This is a genomic window from Xanthomarina arctica, from assembly GCF_014638915.1.
In the GTDB taxonomy this organism is placed as follows: Bacteria; Bacteroidota; Bacteroidia; order Flavobacteriales; family Flavobacteriaceae; genus Xanthomarina; species Xanthomarina arctica.
The window spans coordinates 796,750-822,941 of the sequence record NZ_BMFQ01000001.1 but is presented as its reverse complement, the minus strand read 5'-3'; the positions used below and the strand labels follow the sequence as shown (position 1 = coordinate 822,941).

Below are 26,192 nucleotides of genomic sequence, written 5' to 3'. Positions count from 1 at the left end.
CCACTATAAAACAATTATCATGACAAACAAATTTTCAATATTCCTATTTGGATTACTATTAGCAACAACCTTTAGCTGTAGTAGCGATGACGACAATACAACTTCTGGACCTATAAATATTATTATAGAAGGAGCGGCCATAGAGCCACAAGTAGGCGGACCAAACGAGCAAAATCAAGTATATATAGACTTAAGCACCAATACATCTACAAATGTGCAGAGAGACACTTGGGATTTAGGATTTTATTCTGGATCAGAATTTAGAGTAGCTATAAATGGCTCTATTTATATGGCTACCGCAGAACTAACAACATTTGATATTGATGCTGTAAATTCATCATCTGCTGAAGTTCAAGCTTTACAACCTCAAGTAGCTGTTGGAACCTTTAACCCTGATAGTATGGCATTTATAGACGCGCCATATGGCAATATTAATGGAACAGCAATTGATGCTATTTCAGATACGGATGTTGAAAATCCTGTGTATTTATTAAACTTAGGGTCTGAAGTTGGTACAACAACTCCAGCTAATGGAACGGTTGCAGTTGAAGGAGATGCTAGAGGTTGGATGAAAATTCGTGTGTTAAAAAGTGGCAATGATTATGTTTTACAATATGCCGATTTAGACGCTACAACGCATCAAGAAGTAACCATTTCTAAAAATCCGAGTTACAATTTTACATTTTTTAGCTTTAATACAGAATCTGAAGTTAATGTAGAACCAATTAAAACTCAATGGGATTTAAACTTTACAGTATTTACAAATGAAGTATTTGCTGGTCCAGACAGTTATGGTGCATACGGTTTTACTGATTTTGTTGTAAATAATAGTAAAGCTAATGCCCAAGCTTATATGATAGATACCGAAGTTGAAACTGACTTAACATACAACAACTTTACTCTAGGAGATGTCATAGATAGTAACTTTAGTAACGACCAACGTAGTATAGGAAGCAGTTGGAGAAATGGCGGAGGACCTAGTTCTGAACCTTCATTAAAAACTACTGTATTTTATGTTGTTAATGATACAGATGGAAACTTGTACAAGCTTAAATTTTTAGCTTTAACGAATGAGTCTGGCGAGCGTGGCCATCCTGAATTTGCTTATAGTTTATTACAATAAGTAGTTAAGAGATAATAAAAAAAAAGCCACTTTTTAAAGTGGCTTTTGTAATTTGTTTCAATTAAGATTTGTTTTTAACGTTGGCTTTAACCCAACTAAGGCACTCATTAAAATCTGCAAACAAGTGTTCTTCTGGAACTAACCCAGGAATAATATCTATACGTTCCATTAAATATCTTGGTTGTTCTAATAAACCAACAATAAGGACATTCATGTTATTCTTTTTTAAATCAATTAAAACATCTTCCAAGGCATATAAACCAGATTGATCGATATATGCCATTCGTCCGGTTCTAATTATGACTGTTGAAGCCGTTTTAGGAATTTGATCTGAAAGAATTTGAAAATCGCTTGTAGTTCCAAAAAACAAAGGTCCTTTAATATGTTTTATAAACACTTCTTGTTTTAAATATTCTGGAAAATTTGCTTCATCATCCCAAGCTTTTTCATTTCCTAAAGATTTCACATCAGAACGTTCTGCAGTAAGATCCCCAATTTTTTTCATAAACATTAAAGAGGCAATCATTAGCCCAATCCCAACAGCATATACTAGATTCCAAAAGGTAGAAAGCAGTAAAACTATAATCATGATTAAGACTTCTGAGCTTAATTTTATTGGTCCAACTTTCATGTCTTTAGGCATGCTTGGAATTGCTTTAAGACCTTTATAATCCATAACACCAATTCCTACAGTAATTAAGATTCCTGCTAAAACAGCCGCTGGAATTTGTGAAGCGACAGGGCCTATTAATAAAAGAACCAACAAAAGCATAACTCCAGAAATCATTCCAGAAAGTCTGGTTTTTCCTCCTGCATTTATATTTACAACAGTTCTAATTGTTGCTCCTGCCCCAGGTAATCCACCAAATAAACCAGCAATACTATTTCCTATCCCTTGTCCAATAAGTTCTTTATTAGGATTGTGTCTGGTTTTTGTAACATTATCTGCCACAACACTGGTTAAAAGTGAATCTATAGCTCCAAGTAAAGCTAGAGTAAAAGCCGTAAAAATATATGGCGAAATATTACCAAAATTAAATTCGGTAAAAATGCTTAAGTTAGGAATTGGAAAACCTCCCGGAATTTCTTCAATAGGTCTATAATCCAAGCCAAAACCAACGGCAATTCCAGAAACAACAACTAATGCGACGAGCGTGCTTGGAATTACTTTTGTTATTCGTTTAAATCCATAAATAATAAAGATTGTTCCAAGTGCTAAAAATAATTCTAACCAATTAATATGTTGCAAGGCTCTTGGAATGGCTTTAACAGCTCCTAAAGCACTTGTTGCAGAATTACCTGCTAAGATTTGAGATTCTTTCAGGATCTCTTCACTTGTAGTAAGTTGCGCACGTCCTAAGGTTTCTTTGATATTATTTATAACCAAAATGCCTTCACCAGATTCTTCTTTTAGAATATCTTTTAGAATCATTTCTTCAGCCTGTGGTTTGTATTGATTGACCAGTTCTGTGTCTTCCCCAGGATAATATCCAACAGCTGGAAGTATTTGTGTAATTAAAATTATAAGTCCAATGGCTGTCATAAATCCTGAAATTACAGGATATGGGATGTATTTAATATATTTTCCAAAACCAAAAACACCAAGAGCCACTTGCATTAATCCAGCCATAATAAAGACGGCAAGAATAATTGGAAGCGATTTACTAACATCTCCTTCATTTAAAGCAAGAAGACCTGAAATTAAAACCATACTTACGGCAGTAAGTGGCGCAGTAGGTCCAGAAATCTGAGTACTTGTTCCCCCAAAAAAGGCTGCGAAAAAACTTAAAAATATGGCGCCATAAAGTCCCGCACTTGGGCCTAATCCAGAAGACACACCAAAGGCTAATGCTAATGGTAAAGCGACGATTCCAGCTGTAATTCCTCCAAAGGCATCCCCTTTAAGATTTGAAAAAAAGTTTTTCATTTATTAAAATTTTAAAAATTAAGTTGATATACGTCAGATAATTCAGAATCGTTGCTAATATTTACGCCTAAATCTTTTACTAAACCAGAATCTAAGGTATAAACCCAGCCGTGTAAATTAAGTTCTTGGCCATTTTTCCATGCAGATTGAACGATGGATGTTTTGGCAAGATCGAATACTTGTTCGTACACATTTAAATCAACAAATTTATTAAAACGTTCTGTTTCGTCTTCAATAGCGTCTAATTCTCCTTGATGAAGTCTATAAACATCTTTTATGTGTCTTATCCAGTTGTCTATTATTCCAATGGAATCATTTCCCATAGCAGCTTTAACACCTCCACAACCATAATGACCACAAACAATGATATGTTTTACTTTTAGAGCATTAACGGCATAATCTAGGACGCTTAACATATTCATATCTGTATGTAAAACTAGGTTTGCAATATTTCTATGTACAAAAACTTCTCCAGGTTTCCCTCCAATTACTTCATTTGCAGGCACTCTACTATCTGCACATCCTATCCATAATAATGGTGGGGTTTGTCCTTTAGATAAATCAACAAAATAGTTTTCATCTATTTTTAATTTCTCATCAACCCATTTCTTGTTATTGTCCAATAATTTTTTATAAAAAGAATTCATTTTAGATGTTTTAGTTACTATTCATATTAAAGTTTAAAGATAGGGTTTTGGTATTTATTAGTTGTAATTGGTTATAATAAAAAAAGCCACGTGGTTAAACGTGGCTTTATAAACTAATCTAGATGATAAATTTCCATGATATCTTTGAGATATTTTTCAAAGTCAATTTTTAAATCGATGAGTTTTCCAGTATGCACATCAAAAACCCAACCATGCACTATTAGACCTCTATCTCTATATGCTTTTTGAACAGCAGCGGTTTTAATTAAATTCACACACTGTTCTTTTACATTAAGCTCTACAAGCTTGTCGTAACGTTTTTCTTCATCTACAATCGCATTTAATTCATCTCTATGAATTCTATATACATCACGAATATTACGTAACCAAGGGTTAAGAATTCCTAAATCTGCAGACTGCATCGCGGCTTTTACACCACCACAAGCATAATGTCCACAAACGATAACATGTTTCACTTCCAGATGATTTACTGCATAGTTGATAACAGACATCACATTTAGGTCGATACTAATAACCATATTTGCTATGTTTCTATGCACAAATACTTCTCCAGGCTTTGCTCCCATGAGTTCTTCGGCAGTTACTCGACTATCTGAGCATCCAATATATAGCAATTCCGGATTTTGTCCTTTCCCTAAATCTTCGAAATAATCTTTATTAACTTCTAACTTTTCTTGAATCCAGGCTTTATTATTTTCAAATACTTTATCGATGTTCATATGATTAGTAAATATCTTTTACATTACTTTTTATCCAAGTAGTACATGCTTTAAAAGTAGTAAATATTTGACTAGGATGTATTAAATCTGGAATAATATCAATTCGTTCCATCATATATCTAGGTTGTTTCAATAAGCCCACAAATAAAACGGTTATGTTTTTTTTGTTTAAATCATGAAGCACATCTTCCATAGCATATAAACCAGATTGATCCATATATTGCATACGTCCTAAACGAATAATCACCGTTTTAGCCGTTATTGGAATCTGGTCTGCTAAACTTTGAAACTCGCTTGTAGAACCAAAAAACAAAGGTCCTTTTAGGTGTTTAATAAAGACTTCTTCTTTTAATTTCTCTGGGAAATTTGCTTCATCATCCCATGCTTTTTCTTTCGTTAAAGACTTAACATCTGATCGTTGTGCTGTTAAATCTCCAATTTTTTTCATAAATAATAGAGATGCTATTATTAACCCAATTCCAACCGCATAAACTAAATTCCAAAAAGTAGAAAGTAATAAAACGACAATCATAATTAAGACCTCTGAGCTTAATTTAAAAGGCCCTATTTTTATATCTTTAGGAAGAGAAGGAATGGCTTTTAAACCTTTATAATCCATAACGCCAATTCCAACAGTAATCAAAATTCCCGCTAAAACAGCTGCAGGTATTTGTGAAGCTATAGGTCCTAAAGCTAAAAGAATAACCAATAAAAGAATACCGGCTATCATTCCTGAAAGCCTAGTTTTACCTCCAGCATTGATATTTACAACGGTTCTAATGGTTGCACCTGCACCAGGTAATCCACCAAAAAGTCCAGCAATACTATTACCAATACCTTGTCCGATAAGTTCTTTATTGGGTTTATGTTTTGTTTTTGTAACGTTATCTGCAACAACACTTGTTAATAAAGAATCAATAGAACCTAACAAGGCTAAGGTAAATGCTGTAAAGAAATACGGCATTAAATTACCAAAACTGAATTCGTTGAAAATCCCCATATTAATCATTGGAAAACCACTTGGAATTTCCTCAATTGGTCTATAATCTAAACCAAAACCAATTGCAATTCCAGAGACCACCACTAATGCAACTAAGGTACTTGGAATGGCCGTGGTTATTCGTTTAAAACCATAAATTAGAATGATAGTTCCAAGAGCCAAAAGTAACTCTAACCAATTAATATTTTGTAAAGCTCTTGGGATTGCTTTTAAAGAACCCAAGGCACCAGATGCAGAGTTTCCAGCCAATATAGATGCTTCACTCTCCATGTCTGCAGGTGTAATTTTTCCAGCTCTAAGCACTGTCTCTTTAAAATTTTCAAGAACTAGAATACCTTCACCAGCTTCCTCTTTTAAAATATCATTTAAAAGCATTTCTTCAGCATGAGGTTTGTATTGATCAATTAATTCTTGATCCTCACCTGGATAATATCCTACTGAAGGAAGAATTTGAGTTATAATTATAATAAGTCCAATGGCAGTCATAAATCCTGAAACCACTGGGTAAGGGATGTACTTTATATATTTTCCAAAGCCAAAAATACCAAGAGCTACTTGCATTAATCCAGCTAAAATAAATACAGTTAAAATAATTGGCAAAGATTTGCTAACATCTCCTTCATTAATAGCTAATAATCCAGCGATAAGAACCATACTAACTGCCGTCATTGGCGCTGTAGGTCCAGAAATCTGAGTATTCGTACCACCAAAAAGTGCTGCAAAGAAGCTTAAAAATATCGCTCCATAAAGCCCAGCACTTGGACCTAACCCAGAAGAAACTCCAAAGGCTAAAGCTAGTGGCAATGCTACAATACCTGCAGTGATACCGCCAAATGCATCACCTTTTAAATTTGAAAAGAAATTTTTCATTTATATATGTTTTTGATTTTATTTTTATGCTCATGTTTCTTACAAATTAAGGAACAATATTATGTAATTAATTTATAATTCTAGTTTCAAAGACTGGTTTCAATAAGCGATTCTATTCTTAGAAATTTATTGATCTTGTAACTTTATATCCATTTTAATCTTAAACGAAACGTTTTACAAATTTATAAGAATGGTTGCAATTTACTATTCCGTAAGTTTACTTTCTTATAAAATTTTGATGTTTGCTGTGGTGACTCATTGAAATATATCATCTGTTTTTACAATGCAATTTGATGACAAAATATAACCATATTCGAGCAAAATTCCAATATTCTTTTCTGAATGATTAACTCCAATTCCTAGTCTTAAAAGAAATGGCTTAAAATGGCCCATAACTTTGAAGACTACTTTCAAAATATACTAACCAATTTTAAAATCGCATCCTTAGACATTTGTAAAGATAGGTAACACTAACAGACATGTTAGTGTTACCAGACTTATTCTCCTTGCAATTTGTTTTGGACCTTTTTCTATTCATAAAAAGCCACTTCACCCGTATTTATGTCATACATGGCTCCAATAATTTTAATCTCTCCATTTGTCTCCATTTCAGTAAGAATTGGACTTTCTGCATGAATTCTATCTATCATTAATTGTACATTCATGTGTGAAACACTATCTACAAAATCTAAATTTTTAGAGGTTCTTAAGCTTTCATCTTTAGGCTCTTCTACAGCATTGACAGCTGGGGTTATTTTTTGGACTAACTTAGTCAGATTGCCCATTTCAGCATGATCACAGGCACCTTTTACCGCACCACAACTAGTGTGTCCTAGAACAACAATAAGTTCTGTACCAGCTAACTTGCATGCAAATTCCATACTCCCTAAAATGTCTTCGTTTACAATATCACCTGCAATACGCACGCTAAAAACATCTCCTAACCCTTGGTCAAATACTAATTCGGATGATACTCTAGAATCTATACAACTCAAAATAGTTGCGAAAGGAAATTGGCCATCGCTTGTATCATTTACTTGTTCTAAAAGATTTCTATTCGCTTTTAAATTATTTTGAAACCTTTGGTTTCCTTCTTTTAAATATTGTAATGACTTTTCTGGTGTCATTGTGGCTTGAGATTCTCTTGTATGTGCTTTCATGTGTTTTGATTTTAATTTTATTATACTTTAGCTTAAACTGATATTAGATTTAGGTCTTAATTTAAAAAACTCGATAAAACTTGGTGGGTTTTCGACAACACCTCGCTTAGAAATTAATTTGATGTCGATATTTCTTTCTTTTGCTTTAAAGGCAAAATCTTCTAATATTTCAATTATATCATAATCTAAATATCTGGTTTTAGTAACGTCGAACTCGAAATAAGTATCTCTTGGTAAACTATCTAATTCCTTTAAAATGGCTCCTTTATTAAAGAAGGTTACTTCCTCTGCAAGCGTCATTTTAATTTTATGTTTTCCGTTACTATTATCTTCAATATGAAGAAAGTGAGAGTTTTGATAACTTTTTAATAGTATCACTACAATTCCAACCATTAATCCTAACCCAATACCAACCAATAGGTCCGTAAATACAATTCCAAATACAGTTACAAAAAATGGGATAGATTGTTTCCAACCTAATTGATACATTTGTTTGAATAATCCGGGTTTTGCTAGCTTATAACCTACTAATAATAAAATGGCAGCTAACACAGATAATGGAATCTTATTAAGTAATGTTGGAATTAATATAACAGATATTAATAATAAGAAACCGTGAAAAATAGCGGACATTTTAGTTTTTCCACCAGATTGAATATTAGCAGAACTTCTAACAATTACTTGTGTTATTGGTAAACCACCTATTAAACCTGAAATAATATTACCAGCACCTTGTGCTAATAATTCTCTATTTGTAGGCGTTACGTTTTTATCTGGATCAATTTTATCTGATGCTTCTACGCATAACAAGGTCTCTAAACTTGCTACTAGCGCAATAGTAAAAGCAACAATCCATACTTCCGGATTTGTAATAGCTGAGAAATTAGGAAAACTAAACTGACCTATAAAAGAGTTGATATCTTCAGGAATTGGAACGCTTACCATATGAACGGCTCCAATGGATAAGGCATCGTAATTTTGCGTTAGTGTAAAAAATACTATTCCTAATACAACCACTACAAAAGGGCCTTGAATAATTTCGAACACTTTAGATTTTTTACTTAATACCTTTTCCCAAAACACTAAAAGTACTAAGCCAATTATTCCAATTAGAGCGGCTCCGGGGTGGATATTACTCAGCATAGAAAATAATTCTGAAAATGTATTCCCTCCATCTATTTCAAAAAATTCTAAATCCCAAGCAGATTCTTCATCATACCCAAAAAAGTTTGGAATTTGTTTTAAAATAATGATAATACCAATACCTGTAAGCATCCCTTTAATAACCGAAGAAGGAAAATAGTACCCAATAATTCCAGCTTTTAAAACTCCAAAAAGTAATTGAATGACACCTCCTAAAACAACGGCAACTAAAAAGTTTTCATAACCTCCTAAAGATCCAATTGCAGTTAATACAATAGCAGCTAAACCAGCGGCAGGACCACTAACTCCAATTTTAGAACCACTTAAAGCTCCTACTACAATTCCTCCAATAATTCCAGCAATTAATCCAGAAAAAAGAGGGGCTCCACTGGCCAAGGCAATTCCTAAACATAATGGCAAGGCCACAAAAAACACAACGACACTTGCAGGCAAGTCGCTTTTAATAGTTTTTAACATGTATAAATTCATATATGCTACTGAAAAATAATTTCAGTAGTCGTAATTAATAATTTTCGATTTGGACAAGATTCGTCCTTAAACTAAAAAAATTAAGAAATGAATTCTGGTGGTGGAGAAATTAAATTTAGGTGCGGTTTTGTGTAGTTTTTTTTATAATAACCTAAATTCTCATTAGAACTAGTAAGTATTAAATGTTCCGTTTCGGTAAGATTTATCTCAAGTAGTATTTTTGCTGTTTCTTCCTCTTCGGTAATACTGAAAAATTGAGAAATATCAATAGAATCATCCATAGCTGAAATTATCGATGGCGCACTTATTAGAGCCATGAATAATATTGTAAAAAAAATTGCTACGGTGTGTCTATTCATTAAAAAAATATTGAATTGCAAATATAAGACAACCAGTCCAAATGAATGTTAGGGAATTTTTAATATTTTAATATCCTCATTAACCACCCAACCCGTTTTACCATCTGAAAGTCTAATTTTTTTCCAGTTGTTCACGGTATCTAGTATTTGAACCTTAGTACCTTCATGAAGAATAAAAGCCTCTGTGCTACGTAAATTTGGTTCACTTTTAACCTGGCTTTCTTGTGCAAAAACAATTGCTGGCTGGTCATTTTTATCCAAATTATATTTATGAAAAGCAAAGCTTAAGGCTAAACAGGTAAACCCTAAACAGGTCATGCTACCAATAAAAGCGAGACGTTTTTTTGTTGTTGAATACGCAAAATAATAGGTAAGGAACAAAAGTACAAACACACAAATAAATGCGATAGCCATTTTTGCCCACCCATCGAAACTTAATGAATTGGTGGTGCTTTTTATGAATTTTGAAAGTCCAACTTCTGGCACAATTCCAATAGCATCTATGGTCATGTTACGAGCAAAAGCTACATTGTTTATAATTTCCTTATCGTTTGGAGCCAGCTCTAAAGCTTTTTCGTAGTAATAAATGCTTGGTGCAATATGACTTAATTTATAATGAGCATTTGCCAAATTAAAATACAAGGCTGCTGAATGTTCACCGTTTTCCAAAACCAAATTGTATTTAAGAATGGCTTGATCATAATCTCCTTCGTTGTAAAGCGCATTCCCTTGTTCAAATAAGGACGTATTTTGAGCGGAAGTTATAAAGCTCAATAAAAGCACACATATGTAAACTAATTGCTTCATTTAATCTGTTTATCTATTGCTGAAATTGTTTTTGCTGCTTTATCGTAATCCTGTTGCATTTCCACTTGAGTAATCGGGGTAAAACGAGCCAATTCGCAGTTTTGTAAAATAGCCAAAAACTCTGAAACTATTTCGCTATCCACTTGTCTTGTTATTAATATATCTTCAATTTTATCTTTTGTAAACTCACTGGTTTCAATACGCAACTTCGCTTTTAAATAATTGTGCAATGCTTTTTCAAGAGCAACATAAAATGCTTCTTTTTTCCCTAAAGCTTTTTTGGCTTCACTTAAATAACGTTTTGCTAATTTATCGGCTTTTCTCACTCTATTACCAGTGATATCTGCGTCGCGTTCTTGTTTCTTTTTTCTAATAATGATAGCCAACGGAATGGCTAATAATGGCAATAATAAACCTGTCCAGAAACCTGTGGTTTTAAAGAAATGATTTGGTTTAATACTGGTTAAATTAGCATCTGTTTTTATAAAGGCAAATTGTTCGTTATTCACAACAACTGGTTGCTTTAGGTTATTTGTCGATGCAATATTATTGTCTGAATTTGTTGTATTTGTTGGCCCTTCAAGCACATTTAAAACAATTTCACCTGATGAAATCCGTTTGTAAGATTCTGTTTTTACATCAAAATACGAAAAGCTAATGCTTGGGATTGGATATTTTCCTTTGTATTGCGGAACAATGGTATAACTGTCTGAAATACTTCCTTGCATTCCGCTCAAATTAGTAGTTACATTTTCACCATGTTCTGGCTCATAAACTTCTAAAGAACTTGGTAAAGAAAGTTTAGGAAGTTCAAATAACTTTAGGTTTCCATTTCCTTTTACTTCTACACGAGCTTGTAAAGATTCTGACGCATTTAACTCCGATTTAGAGGTAATGACATTGAATTGAAAATCTCCAACAGCTCCAGTAAAATCTTCTGGTTTCCCTTCTAATGGTAATGGTTTTACGTCTATAGTTCTATTTCCAGCAGAAATAGTTTTATGCACTTTGGCCATTAATCTGCCACCAAAAATATCGCGTCTGTTTGTTGGCACTTCAATGGTAACATCTAAACTTAAAGGTTCTATTTCAAGTTTTCCCGTTTTTTGAGGGTAGAGAACTGTTTTTCTCAAAACAACATATCTATAATCGGCTCCTTTATACGTACCATTTTGGACTGTTAAACTTTTTATATCAATACTCTGACTCCAAAAATCGTTATATCTAGGATTGTCTATTTCTCTCCAATTACTAACTCCTGTATCTGGAGACACATAAAGTTTGTAAACAACCGTTATAGCTTCGTTTAAATATGGATTTCCATTTGATACCTCAGCAACCAAGTGAATGTTATTATCTGCAATGGTTTCAGGGTTGTTATCATCGTTCGGTCTATCGACTGCAGCCGTAACCACAATGTTTTGAGGAGATGTTTTATAAATCTCTCCATCAATTTCTATACTGGCTTGTTTAATATTAAAAGTCCCTCTCTGTTTTGGGGATAAGAAATAGCTATAGGTTTTTTTATAAGAGCGCTTGCCATTCATCCAAGACGTGCTAACAGCTTGGTTTGGGCCACCAACTATATTAAAACCTACAAAATCTGGCGGATTAAAATTGTCGCCATCTTTATTCATCTCGAAATCGACACGCAACCTTTCGTTTATACCAAGTTTCTTCTTACTTACTTTAGCCTCAAAAGTTATTTGAGCACTAGCAAGACTAGTAGTTAGTATAATTAAAATTAATGATATGTATTTTATTATTTTCATAGGCTCTTTCTGTCCTTCGGACATTTTTCCCAAAGGGAAAGAAAAGTCTTTATTTTTTATTCTATTATTTTAATTCTTTAAAATTTACCAATCTTTATCTGTTTCTACTTTTACGCCTTGTTGCTTTTCAGCATTCATTTTTTCTTGAACTTTTTGCTCCTGATTGTTCATGGCTTCCAGTAAATTTTTCACCTGTTGAGGAGATAATTGTCCAGGTTGTGGTTGCTGATCTTGAGGTTCTTTTTTCTGATCGTCTCCTTTTCCTTGATCTTTATTATCTTCTTTTGGCTTGCCTTCATCATCTTTTTCGTCGTCGCCGTCTTTTTTATCCTGATCGCCTTGATCTTTATTATCTTCCTTTTTATCTCCTTCGTCCTGATCTTTCTTATCTTCGTTTTCCTTGTTTTCGTCTTGATTTTGATCTTGGTCTTGATCCTTCTTCTCGTCGTCCTTATTATCGTCTTTTGGATCATCCTTTTGCTGTTCCGCACATTCTTTTGCTAAACCAAGGTTGTAACGTGTTTCATTGTCCGCTGGATTGTTTCTCAAGGCATTTTTATAGGCATCAACAGCTTCTTGACATTTGTTCTCTTTCATCAAGATATTTCCAATATTATGAAAGGCGATATGCTTTTCTTCTTTTGAAGTTGCATTTTTAGTTGCTTGAAGTAAACGATACAATGCTTCGGTATAACTTCCTTCATTAATATATGAAGTTCCTAAATTATAAGCTCCCGCAACAGATGATGTTTGCTCTGAAAGCGCTTGACGATAAGCCATTTCTGCTAGAACAAAATCGTCGTTAACTGCGTTCTCATTGCCTTCATAGACAAAATTATTCGCTTTTTTTAAAGTCAAGGCAGCTTGTTTCTCCGTGTCTTCTTCTTGAGAAAAACTAGAAACCGAAAGCAATGCAAATATGTAAACTAGTAAGTATCTCATTTTAAATATAACCTTCTTTCATTATGCTTTTGTGCGACCTCAAATATATAAAACAGTTGTGTTGTTGATAGTTAAAGGTTTTATAAAATTTCAATTCACTAACCTGCAAGATTTCAATACCGAAACGTCGAGACTTGTAGGTTTAAAAACTAAGCTATAAATACCTGCCAGGTTTTAAAAACCTTGCAGGATATTACAAATTCATATTAAAGAAGTTGTTAATTAACCTTAGAATTATAGGTTTTCGTTGAATAAATTCAATTTCTTTAACCAAGCCGTTTTTCGTTCTAATAAAAAGATATCCAAGAAGAGAAGTACAAGTGCAAGCGCCAAAAACCATTGGAATTGGTCTTTAAAATCGGCAAATTGTTTGGCTTCAAATTCTTTTTTATCCATTTTATTTAAAATATCTGTAATGCTTTCTACAACTTCATTGGTATTTCTCCCGTTTAAATAAACACCATCAGCTTCTGAAGCAATAGATTTAAGAGTTTCTTCATTTAAACGTGTAATGACAGTTTCGCCTGTTTTATCTTTTTTATAATTTAAAACAACGCCATTTCTTTTTATAGGAATTGGGCCACCTTTTATATCTCCTACACCAATGGTAAATATTCTAATACCTTCATTGTATGCTTCTTCAGCTACTTTTGAAGCTACTTCGCCATGATCTTCTCCATCTGAAATGATAATTAACACACGATTGGTTTGCTCATCGTCGTCAAAATAGGTTTTTGATAACTCAATAGCTTCGTCGATAGCTGTTCCTTGTGAAGATAGCATGTCTGTATTCATGCTTTGCAAGAACATTTTAGCCGAGGCGTAATCTGTTGTAATTGGAAGTTGTGGAAAAGCTTTTCCTGCGTAAGCGATAATTCCTACACGATCACTAGCCAAATTATTAATGATTTGAGTAACTAACTGTTTTGCTTTTTCAAGTCTGTTAGGAGCAATATCCTCGGCCAACATACTTTTCGAGACATCGATAGCAAAAACCACATCCACACCTTCGCGTTTAACAGTTTCTAATTTTGTCCCAACTTTTGGGTTCACCAAAGCAATAGTTAACGAAGCAATTGCTAAGCAAATAACCGAAATCTTTAAAATGTTTTTAAAGAGTGATTGGTTTGGGCTTAATCTTTTTAAAAGTTTTTTATTGGCAAACTTCTTTTGTGTATGGCGTTTCCAAAATTGAAGCACCAAAAAGAATAGAATTATTACTGGAATAATCGCTAATACCCAAAACCATATTTTTTCTTCTAATTGATACATCTTTTTAAAATTCCAATATTAAAAATCCAAATTTCAACCATGTTATTAGATTGAATGGAATTAATATTTTAAGATTAATTGTCTTTATTCTTTTTCTTCTTGAGATTTCCTCCTGCAAGGAAATGCCACATCTTATTACACAAAACTCCTGAAAATTGAAAACCTCAACAACAGTTCAAAAAGCAAAATGATTCCTGCTAATAAAACAAGAGGTCTAAATTTCTCTTCGTAATTGTAATATTTAAACTCTTCAATATCTGTCTTTTCAAGCTTATTGATTTCGTCGTAAATTTCGCCTAACGATTTATTATCGGTTGCTCTAAAATATTTTCCACCAGTAACATCGGCAATTTCCTTCAATAATTCTTCATCTATTTCTACCTGCGCACGGCCATATTCAAATTCGCCATTTGGTAAAATCCTCATAGGAGTTAATGCCATACCATTTGTTCCTAATCCGATAGTGTAGGTTTTAATATTATATTCTACAGCCAATTCGCTGGCTATTTTAGGATCTATAAACCCAGTATTATTCACACCATCTGTAAGCAAAATAATAATTTTACTTTTGGCCTTACTGTCTTTTAAACGGTTTACTGAAGTTGCCAAACCCATTCCAATAGCTGTTCCACCTTCAATAACCGTGTTGTATTGGATACTTTCTAAAGAACGTAATACAATGGCTTTATCGCTTGTAATTGGTGTCTTCGTATAGCTTTCACCAGCATATTCTACCAAGCCAATTCTATCGTTTGGTCTTTCTTTAATAAACTCTGCCGCGACTTCTTTTAAGGCTTCAAGTCTGTTAGGTTTTAAATCTTTTGCCAACATACTTGCAGAAACATCTATTGCCATAACAATATCTATTCCTCTAGTCGTTTTTGTTTTGGTTGAGACATCTACAGTTCTTGGTCTTGCCATGGCTGTTATTATTAATCCTAATACCATTAAACGCAAAACAAATAAGATGTGTTTAAATTTTGGCAATAATGAATTACTTGTTTTAAAACCCTGTAAACTGGAAATTTTAAGTTCTGGGGTTTGTTTATTAAACTTGAAAACATACCATAGCAACGCTATTGGAAGTAACAGAAACAACCAGAAATATTCTTTATTTAAAAATTCAATGCCATCTAACATTATTGCTCTGCTTTTTTAAGTTCTATAGAGTTAATAACCCTGTTGGATATTTGGTCTGCATAGACATCATCCAATTGCCAAGTCAGCAAAATTTGTTGTAATACTTCTTTATTATCTGAAACAAATTGAAATAAGGCATAATTATCTTCCTTATAATCTCCAGGACTCATCAATGGAATCTTTAATGTTCCAAATGTTTTTAAACCTTCGGCTCCATTAGGTGTTGTAAACTTTTCTTGTTTCACAAAAATATCTTTAACTCCTTTTTTCTCTAAGTTGGATATACTTTCTGCTGCTACTTTGACTAAATCAATTTCTTTCTTTTCAGTTTCTTCACCTTGATTTTCAAAGGTGGTGGTACTTACGTTTATATATAAGTCTCCTTCAATTGTTCCATAGAAAAAGCTTAATTTCTCAATTTTAGCTTTTACATCTTCTGGAACTGGCGGATTGTCTCTTTTTAACACCATAGGTGTAGAAATATCAATTGGTGGCACTCCATATTCACTTCTTACCCAATTGCCTTCCAGAAGTTCCTTGTTATCGTCCCCAAGCAAGGTATCTGTTACATACCCAAAACCATACTTCACACCAAAACCTATAAATACAGCAATCAATACTAAAACCGCAGCGACACTTGTAAGTATTATTTTTCTACGTTTCTTTTTACGTGCTTGCGCATCTTTATATTGTTGATTTAGAAGTTTTTCTTCTTCGGTAGGTTCTGGAAGCACTTCCTTAACATGATCTATTTCTAAATCGATGGTGTTTCTATCAAACTTAGCTAATTCAATATCCGGAGCAGATTTTGCGAATTTTACTAAATCGGCTCTTTTAAAAATGCTTTCTAAATTTTTAAGTGTTTCTTTACTTAAATCTATTTGATTGCCTTCTTTTAACAAATTCAACCTAGTAATAAGTTCGTCTGTGGTGCTTTCTAATGCGTGATCGTAAACTTTTTCGTCTAAATATCTTCTAATGGCTAAAGTCAATTCAGAGTAATATTCCTTGATTTCTGAATTCTCTAAATAATGACTTTCATCTAGCTTTCTTAAAGCCAATTTGGCACGTTCGTAAGGTGGAAGCAAGGCAATTTCTTCCTCTTCTGTTAAGGGTTTTTTACGCCATAAAAACCAATATAGTAGGCCTCCAACTAGTGCTATAAATGCAATGATAATAAGTAGCGTTTTCCACCAATCACTAATACTTTTTTCAACTTCAATAATAGGTTTGATATCGTATAAACCCTGTTTTGTTGAATCTACTTGAATGGTATTTACAAGTACTTTTAAGGAATCTGTAAAAAATGTTTTATCGCCAATTAAGATTTTTTGTCTTGGAATGGTGTATTTCCCTGAATCGAATTGCGTTAACCCGTATTTTTTTACAAGTAGAAATCTAGCATCTTTTTTAGTAGTATCTACTTTATAAGATTCTATCATTTCAAGAGGCATAAAAGTCTGACCTTCTGGAAAAACTACTAAATCTGTAGAATCTGTCTCCACTTGAATTTTATATGTAATCTGCTCTCCAATTTTAATAGATGTAGAATCTATAGTTGTTGACAATTCTTGTGAAAAAGAAACTGAAGAAAACAGAAAACAGAAAATAGAGAATAGACTCAATGCTTTCGTGTTGAAGCTTGAATTGATACATTTCATAAATCTAAAATCGTTATTCATAAATCGTAAATCTTTTAGCTTCTTCTTTTAAAATATCCTAATAATTTTTTAACATAACTTTCGTCCACACGACAATCTAAAGACCCTGCTCCAGATTTCGCGAAACTGTCTTTAAAATATGCCACTTTATCATTATAGAAATTACTATAATCTTGTCTTACGGTTTTTGAAGCCGTATTGACCAACATAGATTCGCCAGATTCAGCATCTTGCATTTGAACCATTCCTAAATTTGGGATGGATTCTTCGCTTTTATCATAGACTCTTATTCCTGTAAGATCATGTCTTCCAGAGGTTATTTTTAGCGTTTGCTTATAATCGTCTGCAATAAAATCGCTTAAAAGAAATACAATGGCTTTTTTCTTCATCACATTCGATAAAAATTTTAAAGCTTCTGTAATATTTGTTTGTGTACTTTTTGGCTTAAACTCTATCAACTCACGAATAATACGCAACACATGCGAACGACCTTTTTTGGGTGGAATATATAATTCGATAGCATCTGAAAACAAAATCAACCCAATCTTATCATTATTTTGGGTTGCAGAAAAAGCTAAGGTCGCCGCGATTTCCATAACAATTTCGTTTTTAAACTGCTCGTCAGTTCCAAACAATTCTGAACCAGAAACATCTACCATGAGCATCATGGTTAGCTCGCGTTCTTCTTCAAATACTTTTATATGTGGATCGTTATATCGTGCCGTTACATTCCAATCGATATTTCTAATATCGTCTCCATATTGATACTGGCGAACTTCAGAAAAAGTCATACCACGACCTTTGAAGGTTGAATGATATTCACCTCCAAAAATATGATCAGACAAACGACGTGTCTTAATCTCAATTTTTCGTACTTTTTTTAGTAATTCTTTAGTATCCATCTTTGAATTTTCGATTGTAGATTTTTGATTTACGATTTCTGAAATCGCGATTCGTATTTCTTAAATCTTAAATCCTATGGTACTTCAATTTCATTAATAATTTTATTGATGATGTCTACTGAAGTGATGTTTTCTGCTTCAGCTTCATAAGTGATACCTATTCTATGACGTAACACATCGTAAACTACGGCTCTTACATCTTCAGGAATTACATACCCACGACGTTTAATAAATGCATAACATTTAGCAGCTGTTGCAAGGTTAATACTTCCACGAGGCGAGGCTCCAAAAGAAATTAATGGTTTTAAATCGGCAAGTTTATATCTTTCTGGATAACGTGTAGCAAACACAATATCTAGTATGTATTTTTCAATTTTTTCGTCCATGTAAACTTCACGAACAGCTTTTTGAGCACTTAATATTTGTTGAACGGAAACAACAGCATTTACTTTTTCGAAAAAACCTCTTAAATTGGCTCTAACAATTAATTGTTCGTCCTCCATTTTTGGGTAATCGATAACTGTTTTCAACATGAATCGATCCACTTGTGCTTCTGGTAACGGGTACGTTCCTTCTTGTTCAACCGGATTCATAGTTGCCATTACTAAAAATGGTTTATCCAGTATATAGGTTTCGTCTCCAATAGTTACTTGTTTCTCTTGCATGGCTTCCAATAAAGCAGACTGTACTTTTGCTGGAGCTCTGTTAATCTCATCCGCTAAAACAAAATTCGCGAAAATCGGTCCTTTTTTAATGGTGAAATCATTTTGCTTCATGTTGTAGATTAAGGTTCCAACAACATCAGCTGGCAATAAATCTGGAGTAAACTGAATTCTACTAAAACTTCCATCAACAGCTTGTGCAAGTGTATTAATAGCAAGTGTTTTTGCTAAACCAGGAACACCTTCTAATAAAATATGTCCTTGACCAAGCAAACCTATAAGCAATCTTTCAATCATGTGTTTTTGACCTACAATAACTTTATTCATTTCTAAAGTAAGTAAATCTACAAAAGCACTCTCTCTTTCTATCTTTTCATTAATTGACTTAATATCTATTGTACCTGTATCTTCCATTATATTTATTTTTTTAAAGGCTCAAATATGGTTTCATTATTTGAGGGTGCAAATTGTTAAAATTTTTGCTTGAATGCTGTTAATAATTGGTTAAAAATAAAAGAGAAGCACCAATTATGCTACGCTTTAACAAATATTTAAATATAAATTTCAACTAAATGAAGGTTTTTGAGACATGATTCCAAATATGAACAATCGAAATATGCTTTAACATCAATCAAAGCCGAAGCTAAATATCTTTTATAAACTGATTTTTATAAAAATTAGTCACAAGGTATAATCTCTTAAAGCCACAAAATAACTTAAAACAATTGATATTGATTGTCATTATTTTAAATGGAAGTGAAGATTAATAGCGAAGGTTCGCACTTCAACTTATGACGCATTTGTAATGTTAAACCAATAGCTTAACCCATTCTTTTAATAGGAATGATCTAATAACCTGCTTTACTTACGAAAAGAATGTTAACTTAATTCCTTGTGTAACCATTCCTGTACCAATGATAGCTAGAATTAATCCCATTAATTTTCCAATAACAGAAATTAAATTCTCGCCTAATTTTTTTACAATCAAATCACTTAAAGAAAAAGCTAAATAGGTTAGATAAATCATAAAACCAAAAATGGCGATAACAATACCAATATGAGTGTAGGTGGCATGAGTAACAAAGTTCATTGCAGTTACAATAGTTCCTGGTCCTGCAAGGATTGGGATGGCTAAAGGAGAAATTGCCAAACTACTTTTATCATCTGGATCATCATTACTTTGTATTTTAGACTTCTTAGACATTAGCATTTCAAATCCAACAAAGAAAATTAAAATCCCTCCTGTTATTTTAAATGCAGGAATGGTAATTCCAAATAGTTCAAAGATATATTTTCCAGCCATAACAAAAACCACAACTATTGCAAATGCTGTAAGCGTAGCAGTTTTAGCAATCTGTTTTTTTTGTTCATTTCCCATGCCTTCAACAAGGCCCAAGAAAATTGGGGTATTTGCTATTGGGTTCATAATAGCAAAAAATCCCATAAATACTGATAATGCATAAGTAACTAAATTGTCCATAATTTTAAAACCGTTCTTTTTCAGCTGCTAAATATACTTCAAAAACTTTTTGTAGGGGTATTTGAAACTCAGTTGTTTTCTAGGAGTTAACATGTAAAAACAATGTCATTATTCAATCTAACTTAAATATTTAATCATAAGCATATCATATTCATCTACTAATAAGTATTTTTATAGAGGAATTACGATAAAGAATATCAACCAATTAAATTCTCAAAATAGTAAATTATTAATATGAAAAAAATAGCTTTAATTACAGGTGCCACAAGTGGTATTGGGAGAGCAACTGCTCAAGAATTTGCCAAACACGGTATTCACTTAATTTTATGTGGCCGAAGACAAGAACGATTAGAAATCATACAAAAAGCATTACAAGAACAAACAGAAGTACATATTTTAAATTTTGATGTGAGTGATAAAAAAGAGACACTGAAAGCGATTGCATCTTTACCTCCTGCATTTAAGAACATCGATATTTTAATCAATAATGCAGGAAATGCACATGGTTTAGATCCTATTCAAACTGGGAATATAGATGATTGGGATGCCATGATAGATATAAACGTTAAAGGCTTACTGTATGTAAGTAAAGCTGTTATTCCACAAATGACGGAACGCAAAACAGGGCAAATTATAAATATCGGCTCGTCGGCTGGAAAAGAAGTTTACCCTAAAGGCAATGTGTATTGTGCTAGTAAACATGCCGTTCTTGCCATAACCGAAGGCATGCGCATAGACTTAAACGAGTTTGGAATAAAAGTTGGCGCCATTAATCCTGGTTTGGTAGAGACTGAATTTTCACAAGTACGCTATAAAGGGGATGCTGTTGCGGATAACGTTTATAAAGGATACAAAGCTTTGCAACCAGAGGATATTGCCGAAATTATTTATTTTGCTGTTACCAGACCTCCACATGTAAACATAGCCGATTTGTTAGTATTTCCAACAGCCCAAGCTTCTTCAACCATTGTTAAAAAGAGTTTTTAATTAAAAAAAACATTCCTGCCTTCGCAGGAAATAGCCATGATTAATAAACGCCTCCTTATAAAAAACCTACTCGCTCATAATGATGAGAATAGCTTTTATGATAAAAAGCGTCAGATTGATATTGGTCAAAAGGAAGGAAAGGCAAAATTTTTAAAACATGTTTGTGCCCTTTCAAACTCTAATCCAAAAAATAACTCTTACATCGTGATTGGAGTTGAAGATGCCGATAACCAAATAATTGGTGTCGATTTTTTCGACGATAGTAAAATACAAAACCTCATCAATGCTTATCTCACAAATCCGCCTATTGTTCAGTACGAAAACATTCCATTTCCACATTTACCAGACGATAAAGTTGTAGGACTTGTAACCATTAGATCCATAGATAAAATTACATCGCTTCGTAAAAATATCTGGAAATATTATGGAGGCTCTATGTTTTTTAGAGATGGTAGCATGAGCATGCCTAAAGTATATGATGTTGAAATAAAGGATGTTAATTCTAAAATTGTAACTGCTATTGAAAACAATTCCCAAAATAACATTGAACATACGTTAGATGGTGTTTTCGATTTTTTAAAAACGCGCCAAGATTTCAATCCTCAATATAAAGTGTTTAAAGAATATTTTGTATTGTGCTGGGCTGGACAAAAAAAACAGATTAAAGACGAGATATTTTACTCTCGTGTGGATATAAAATTTATTAATGAGCAAGTACGCTTGTTTTATTCAGCATTAGATGAGGTATCCATTTCTTATGATGAGGATTCCTTTAAAATTATTGAATACGTAAATTTAGGACTTCAAAATTCCTATAAATATTATCCATTAGAAGAAACGGTTATTCAGTTTTCTGATAACGCAAGTTACAATATTGACACTACATTAATTTTTGAAGCACCTCAATACGATAAAAAAGTACTTCATCATATTTACAATGCCAATAATGCTATTTTGGAAAAATTAAAAAAAGGGATCGCTTTAAATAAAAATGAAGAAACCGATTTAAAAAACCTTCCTGCAGCTTATCTTATTTGCTATTTAAATCTGTTTCATGAAGCCATCGATAAGTTGCATGAAGCCAAACCTTTTTTAAAAATTCATAATAAAGAAGCCTATATACTTTATAAAGAAGCTGTTCGGATTTTAAGAAAAGTGAAGTATAGTTAATACATATTTACTCCAAATTTCTACCAACCCTACAGTAATTTTTACCAACCATAATATAATCCATTTTTAAACTAGCTTTTGTATTATCTTTACAGAGCTATTAATCAATTATTTTTACAACCTTGTTTTTAAGCAGTTTCACCTGTTTTTCGACAAGGTTTTTTATTTCAATTCAAACTGGTTAAATTAATGATACTCCTAAATATTATTTTATAAACAAAAAAAAAGTCACTCCAAGGAGTGACTTTTTGATTCGTAAAAATCTCTTATTTTTTAATGAATTTTCTATTAATTATTTTTCCTTTTTCTTCCAATCTAATAATATAAAAACCAGCTTGAAGTTTAGACACATCTAACGACTTATTACTTAATTTTGAACTGAATATTTTCTTTCCATTCACATCAAAAACAGTGGCAACTTTATTAGCTATATCTGCTGAAGATGAAAAATTAAGCACATTTTCGGTTGGGTTCGGATACATCACTAAGTCTGAAAGTGTTTCGTCTTGCACACTTAAAGATTGCCCTTCAACTATAGTATGCAAGATGTTTATGTCTGGATTCTGAATATTATCTACAACTCCAGAAGGCCAATAAATAACCAAGTTGTTAATAGCCGTATCTGTTCCAAGTCCAAAATGAACATTTAGAGAACTCATATATTGAAAACCTTCCCCACTTCTTACATCTCTAATTTGTGTTCCAGAATCTGTATGGATTTCTATTCTTGCTCCAATACCATTATAGTTACTTTGAACCCCTTGTGTGCGAATCATAACATAATTATTACCATTTCCGCCATTATTCTTATAAAGACTACCGCTAAAAACATCTAAAAACCCGTCTCCATCAACATCCCCAATGGCACCACTAGGTGGCATATCTGTTGAAATAATTGAAAATGAATTATCTCCATTGTTAAGCAATATTCTTCCATTAGATAAAATATCGACATAACCATCGTTATTAAAATCTCCAGGTGCATTTTCTATACCAAAAGGTGCCCCAGAAATATTTGCCGCCGCTGTAGCATCTGTAAAAGTACCATCGCCATTATTAATCATATATTTATGAGATCCATCAGACGAAGAACTAGCTCCAACATAAGCATCCATATCTCCATCATTATCAAAATCTGCCCAGGCCGAAGACCAAGTTTGAATAGGATCGGCCATATTAGCATTTTCCGCTACATTCACATAAACCCCATTGCCATCGTTTCTCCATAATTCATTAATTTTATGTGTAACATTTCCACCTCGACATTTGGCAATAAACAAATCTATATCTCTATCATTATCATAATCAACCCAAACAGTTCCATAATTCCCTCCGTTTGGATGTGTTCCAATTCCATTAGGAACTGGAGTAGAAGGTCCTTGGTAATACGTTAAACCACCACTTCCATTATTAATAAAATAAACATTTGGTTGCACATCATGACAAACAAAGGCATCTAAATCCCCATCGTTATTAATATCTACAAAATTTGAGCGCTGAGAGAAAACATAGGCTGTAGTATTAAAAAATTGTGAGTAAGCCGTTCCATCGCTATTAGCAGTTACAAAAGAAACGCCATTTCCAGCAGCATATAATAAATCGTTATAACCATTTCCATCTAAATCTCCTGCTGCAATACTCCAACCTGGACCATAATTAGCTGGAGCTGGAAAATTTGTGAAAGCAAAACCTCCTGATGTTTGATGATTAATATTAATGCTTGCTGAGGTTGCTGCAATTAAATCGTCCATCCCATCATTATTCATATCAACAACGGCATAACTAGTCCCACTCATGGAAATACTATTATCTCTAATAAAAACAAAATCTCCCGGCATTGGTGGTGAATCGTTTGTTGTAAAATCTATTGATACCCATTCGCTATAACCATCTGTTAAGCAATTTGCTCTTACATAAGCTCTATAATCTGAGTTAGCAGCCAAACCTGAAACTGGATACGGATTATTTAAATTTGTTGGTGTTCCAGAGTTTGGAGCTCCGGATGAGGCCAATTGCACCCCTATTTCCCAAGCTGTTTCATCACTTCCTACTTCCCAACTTATATTTGCGGCATTGTGCGTAATACCTGAAACACTTAAGTTAGTAACAACCATACAGGCAGGCGGTGTTGAAGAGGAGATATTAGGCGATCCAAAACACATTCCCCAACCAAAAGACCCATTATCACTATAATGAATTCTATATCTAAAACCAGATAATTGGGTACTTGAAAAATTAGAGATATTTAATTCTACACTTTCAAAAACTGCAAATGTACCGGAGCAAAAATTAACATTTGGAGCATTAGGCGTTGTAGTTCCATAAGGTGTCCCCCAGTTAGTCCATGTACTTGAATCCGCATCCCAATACTGCACCGTTATGGTTTCAGTCTGATACACATTTAAAACATAGTTTGAGCTAACTGTTAATACAGTTTCGCCAGCATTATACGCGTTTGTTAAGTTTACAATAGGAGATTGTGCGGCAACATTGTTTAAGGATCCACTACCACCTTGATCGTCATCGAACGAAAAATTCGATGAATTTGTAGTAGGGTTTCCTGTAAATATTAACGGATCAGTATCATAAGTGCCTGCTAAGGACCAATTAGAATTAGGCCAATTTGCATTTTGATTTAATACTTGAGCTATGGTGCTAAAGCCACATAGCAATAAAGTAAATAGTAAGATAGTTTTTTTCATGATTTTAATATTTAATTGCATTGTATTGTTAGGGAATTGATCCATTCTTTTATTAATTGAACACCTTCTTCATGTTTTAGTGTTCTACCCATAAGTGGCATTCTTTCAGATTCTATAACCGAATTCATTCTATAATATAAAACTGATCTATCAAAAGAACCCGGATTAACAATATGGGTTAATCCTGAATCAGGTATTTGTTCATCGGGTGTGACACAAATTCCTAAATTGATAGGAATTCCAGTAGATTCAAAATCAAATCTAACTGGTCTGTAGGCGCAATGAGCCTCTTCCGAATGGCAATGGGCACAATTAATGTCTAAATACGATCTAGCTCTTAATTCCAAAGATTGAGACGTATCTTCCCAACTAGGTAAGACGGTTATATTGTCTGGATAAGAAGGTTCTAAATATCCCATCTCAACCCATTTTTCTAATTGATTTTTAGTCTCATCTCCATAATTAAAAAGCTTATTTAAATTTCTAGGTTTAGGCCCAATTGGAATAGACACATCACCAGTTTTGTGGCAGGTATGGCATTCGGGGCCAGATGGCACTCTATAATTAACGCTCTTGGTTTGATTGTTTTCATTCCATTGCACAAAAACATCACTTCCATTTAAATCGAATGTCGCATCGTTTTGGTTTTCATTCCAAACATATTCAGCAAAAACCCAGCCTTCAGATTTTTTAATCATTAAACGGGTTTCAATTATTTTAGAGCTATAATCTGGTATTACATTTTCGTAATAAAAATTCTTAATAAGAATGGTGCCTATCGGAAATTCTAGAATAGAACCCTCGGTAATATAATTTGCACTCACATTATTTGGCATCCAGATAAATCGTTTTTTGAGCGCGTAATCGGAAAAAAGTGGCGAAGAAAGCTCAAAAGGTAATACCCCATAAACAGGTTCTAAGTTTTTAAGTTCCCCATCAAAAAAATTGTATTCGGAAAGTGTTTGATAAGGCACTTCGTCTATGTTAAAATGAACAGGAGACGTTTGTCCAGACTCAGGAGTGGCTATTGGATTTGGCACATAGTCATCGTCTGATGCGCAAGAAAAAAATCCAAGGCAAATTATTAAAATAGTAAATAGGGTAATGTAATTTTTATCCATTCATAACAAAATAGTATGCAATTTACACTAATTACAACTATTTAGCAATAAATATACTATAAGTGTACAAAAACTGTGAAAAAACTGAAAAAAATTAAAAAATATAGAGGCACAAC

Annotated in this window: 21 protein-coding genes; 3 read left to right on the top strand and 18 right to left on the bottom strand. The window is 33.1% G+C overall.

Going from position 1 to position 26,192, the window contains the following annotated elements:
- The first annotated feature begins 19 nt into the window (after positions 1-19).
- Positions 20-1,123, top strand: a complete 1,104-nt coding sequence (locus tag IEV77_RS03610) for an HmuY family protein (protein ID WP_188461919.1) — start codon at positions 20-22, stop codon at positions 1,121-1,123.
- Positions 1,124-1,184: 61 nt separating this feature from the next.
- Here the strand turns inward: IEV77_RS03610 and IEV77_RS03605 are convergent, their stop codons facing one another.
- From IEV77_RS03605 to IEV77_RS03530, 16 genes are all read right to left on the bottom strand, one after another.
- Positions 1,185-3,050, bottom strand: coding sequence for a SulP family inorganic anion transporter (locus IEV77_RS03605; protein ID WP_188461917.1), 1,866 nt, complete (start codon positions 3,048-3,050; stop codon positions 1,185-1,187).
- Between the two features lie 11 nt (positions 3,051-3,061).
- Positions 3,062-3,697, bottom strand: coding sequence for a carbonate dehydratase (gene can, locus IEV77_RS03600; RefSeq protein ID WP_188461915.1), 636 nt, complete (start codon positions 3,695-3,697; stop codon positions 3,062-3,064).
- A 113-nt stretch (positions 3,698-3,810) separates the two neighbouring features.
- A complete protein-coding gene (locus IEV77_RS03595) occupies positions 3,811-4,437 on the bottom strand; it encodes a carbonic anhydrase (RefSeq protein WP_188461913.1) in 627 nt (208 codons plus the stop codon).
- Positions 4,438-4,441: 4 nt separating this feature from the next.
- On the bottom strand, positions 4,442-6,307 hold the full coding sequence (locus IEV77_RS03590; protein ID WP_188461911.1) for a SulP family inorganic anion transporter: 1,866 nt from the start codon (positions 6,305-6,307) through the stop codon (positions 4,442-4,444).
- 530 nt (positions 6,308-6,837) lie between these two features.
- Positions 6,838-7,467, bottom strand: coding sequence for a carbonic anhydrase family protein (locus IEV77_RS03585; RefSeq protein WP_188461909.1), 630 nt, complete (start codon positions 7,465-7,467; stop codon positions 6,838-6,840).
- Positions 7,468-7,494: 27 nt separating this feature from the next.
- Entirely contained in the window at positions 7,495-9,087 is a 1,593-nt protein-coding gene (locus tag IEV77_RS03580) for a SulP family inorganic anion transporter (protein WP_188461907.1), read from the bottom strand.
- A 92-nt stretch (positions 9,088-9,179) separates the two neighbouring features.
- Positions 9,180-9,416, bottom strand: a complete 237-nt coding sequence (locus IEV77_RS03575) for a hypothetical protein (RefSeq protein ID WP_229736566.1) — start codon at positions 9,414-9,416, stop codon at positions 9,180-9,182.
- 90 nt (positions 9,417-9,506) lie between these two features.
- The gene (locus IEV77_RS03570) at positions 9,507-10,265 is read right to left on the bottom strand and encodes a tetratricopeptide repeat protein (protein WP_188461903.1); all 759 of its coding nucleotides are present in this window, start codon (positions 10,263-10,265) and stop codon (positions 9,507-9,509) included.
- Positions 10,262-12,037: a BatD family protein gene (locus IEV77_RS03565; protein WP_188461901.1), complete on the bottom strand. Its 1,776-nt coding sequence runs from the start codon at positions 12,035-12,037 to the stop codon at positions 10,262-10,264. The genes IEV77_RS03570 and IEV77_RS03565 overlap by 4 nt, the downstream gene beginning before the upstream one ends.
- 84 nt (positions 12,038-12,121) lie before the next feature.
- Positions 12,122-12,979, bottom strand: coding sequence for a tetratricopeptide repeat protein (locus tag IEV77_RS03560; RefSeq protein ID WP_188461899.1), 858 nt, complete (start codon positions 12,977-12,979; stop codon positions 12,122-12,124).
- Positions 12,980-13,213: 234 nt separating this feature from the next.
- On the bottom strand, positions 13,214-14,251 hold the full coding sequence (locus IEV77_RS03555; protein WP_188461897.1) for a vWA domain-containing protein: 1,038 nt from the start codon (positions 14,249-14,251) through the stop codon (positions 13,214-13,216).
- A gap of 135 nt (positions 14,252-14,386) precedes the next feature.
- Complete coding sequence (locus tag IEV77_RS03550; RefSeq protein WP_188461895.1) at positions 14,387-15,391, bottom strand: vWA domain-containing protein; 1,005 nt, start codon at positions 15,389-15,391, stop codon at positions 14,387-14,389.
- Complete coding sequence (locus IEV77_RS03545; protein ID WP_229736565.1) at positions 15,391-17,073, bottom strand: hypothetical protein; 1,683 nt, start codon at positions 17,071-17,073, stop codon at positions 15,391-15,393. The genes IEV77_RS03550 and IEV77_RS03545 overlap by 1 nt, the downstream gene beginning before the upstream one ends.
- 14 nt (positions 17,074-17,087) lie before the next feature.
- Positions 17,088-17,954, bottom strand: a complete 867-nt coding sequence (locus IEV77_RS03540; RefSeq protein ID WP_188461893.1) for a DUF58 domain-containing protein — start codon at positions 17,952-17,954, stop codon at positions 17,088-17,090.
- A 74-nt stretch (positions 17,955-18,028) separates the two neighbouring features.
- The gene (locus IEV77_RS03535) at positions 18,029-19,030 is read right to left on the bottom strand and encodes an AAA family ATPase (RefSeq protein WP_188461890.1); all 1,002 of its coding nucleotides are present in this window, start codon (positions 19,028-19,030) and stop codon (positions 18,029-18,031) included.
- 451 nt (positions 19,031-19,481) lie between these two features.
- A complete protein-coding gene (locus IEV77_RS03530) occupies positions 19,482-20,096 on the bottom strand; it encodes a MarC family protein (RefSeq protein WP_188461888.1) in 615 nt (204 codons plus the stop codon).
- A gap of 234 nt (positions 20,097-20,330) precedes the next feature.
- Here IEV77_RS03530 and IEV77_RS03525 point away from each other — a divergent pair, with 234 nt between their 5' ends.
- Both IEV77_RS03525 and IEV77_RS03520 read left to right on the top strand, forming a co-directional pair.
- Positions 20,331-21,083, top strand: coding sequence for an SDR family NAD(P)-dependent oxidoreductase (locus IEV77_RS03525; protein WP_188461886.1), 753 nt, complete (start codon positions 20,331-20,333; stop codon positions 21,081-21,083).
- Between the two features lie 36 nt (positions 21,084-21,119).
- On the top strand, positions 21,120-22,253 hold the full coding sequence (locus IEV77_RS03520; protein ID WP_188461885.1) for an ATP-binding protein: 1,134 nt from the start codon (positions 21,120-21,122) through the stop codon (positions 22,251-22,253).
- Between the two features lie 266 nt (positions 22,254-22,519).
- Here IEV77_RS03520 and IEV77_RS03515 read toward each other — a convergent pair whose 3' ends face one another.
- On the bottom strand, positions 22,520-24,955 hold the full coding sequence (locus IEV77_RS03515; protein WP_188461883.1) for an FG-GAP-like repeat-containing protein: 2,436 nt from the start codon (positions 24,953-24,955) through the stop codon (positions 22,520-22,522).
- Between the two features lie 11 nt (positions 24,956-24,966).
- Positions 24,967-26,076, bottom strand: coding sequence for a hypothetical protein (locus IEV77_RS03510; RefSeq protein ID WP_188461881.1), 1,110 nt, complete (start codon positions 26,074-26,076; stop codon positions 24,967-24,969).
- Positions 26,077-26,192: the final 116 nt, after the last annotated feature.

Bases quoted from the DNA above. Each gene is read 5' to 3' on its own strand.
- IEV77_RS03510 (WP_188461881.1), bottom strand. From the start codon at position 26,076: ATGGATAAAAATTACATTACCCTATTTACTATTTTAATAATTTGCCTT.
- IEV77_RS03585 (WP_188461909.1), bottom strand. From the start codon at position 7,467: ATGAAAGCACATACAAGAGAATCTCAAGCCACAATGACACCAGAAAAG.
- IEV77_RS03595 (WP_188461913.1), bottom strand. From the start codon at position 4,437: ATGAACATCGATAAAGTATTTGAAAATAATAAAGCCTGGATTCAAGAA.
- IEV77_RS03550 (WP_188461895.1), bottom strand. From the start codon at position 15,391: ATGTTAGATGGCATTGAATTTTTAAATAAAGAATATTTCTGGTTGTTT.
- IEV77_RS03530 (WP_188461888.1), bottom strand. From the start codon at position 20,096: ATGGACAATTTAGTTACTTATGCATTATCAGTATTTATGGGATTTTTT.
- IEV77_RS03560 (WP_188461899.1), bottom strand. From the start codon at position 12,979: ATGAGATACTTACTAGTTTACATATTTGCATTGCTTTCGGTTTCTAGT.
- IEV77_RS03565 (WP_188461901.1), bottom strand. From the start codon at position 12,037: ATGAAAATAATAAAATACATATCATTAATTTTAATTATACTAACTACT.
- IEV77_RS03575 (WP_229736566.1), bottom strand. From the start codon at position 9,416: ATGGCTCTAATAAGTGCGCCATCGATAATTTCAGCTATGGATGATTCT.
- IEV77_RS03545 (WP_229736565.1), bottom strand. From the start codon at position 17,073: ATGAATAACGATTTTAGATTTATGAAATGTATCAATTCAAGCTTCAAC.
- IEV77_RS03555 (WP_188461897.1), bottom strand. From the start codon at position 14,251: ATGTATCAATTAGAAGAAAAAATATGGTTTTGGGTATTAGCGATTATT.
- can (WP_188461915.1), bottom strand. From the start codon at position 3,697: ATGAATTCTTTTTATAAAAAATTATTGGACAATAACAAGAAATGGGTT.
- IEV77_RS03580 (WP_188461907.1), bottom strand. From the start codon at position 9,087: ATGTTAAAAACTATTAAAAGCGACTTGCCTGCAAGTGTCGTTGTGTTT.
- IEV77_RS03515 (WP_188461883.1), bottom strand. From the start codon at position 24,955: ATGAAAAAAACTATCTTACTATTTACTTTATTGCTATGTGGCTTTAGC.
- IEV77_RS03605 (WP_188461917.1), bottom strand. From the start codon at position 3,050: ATGAAAAACTTTTTTTCAAATCTTAAAGGGGATGCCTTTGGAGGAATT.
- IEV77_RS03525 (WP_188461886.1), top strand. From the start codon at position 20,331: ATGAAAAAAATAGCTTTAATTACAGGTGCCACAAGTGGTATTGGGAGA.
- IEV77_RS03540 (WP_188461893.1), bottom strand. From the start codon at position 17,954: ATGGATACTAAAGAATTACTAAAAAAAGTACGAAAAATTGAGATTAAG.
- IEV77_RS03590 (WP_188461911.1), bottom strand. From the start codon at position 6,307: ATGAAAAATTTCTTTTCAAATTTAAAAGGTGATGCATTTGGCGGTATC.
- IEV77_RS03570 (WP_188461903.1), bottom strand. From the start codon at position 10,265: ATGAAGCAATTAGTTTACATATGTGTGCTTTTATTGAGCTTTATAACT.
- IEV77_RS03520 (WP_188461885.1), top strand. From the start codon at position 21,120: ATGATTAATAAACGCCTCCTTATAAAAAACCTACTCGCTCATAATGAT.
- IEV77_RS03535 (WP_188461890.1), bottom strand. From the start codon at position 19,030: ATGGAAGATACAGGTACAATAGATATTAAGTCAATTAATGAAAAGATA.
- IEV77_RS03610 (WP_188461919.1), top strand. From the start codon at position 20: ATGACAAACAAATTTTCAATATTCCTATTTGGATTACTATTAGCAACA.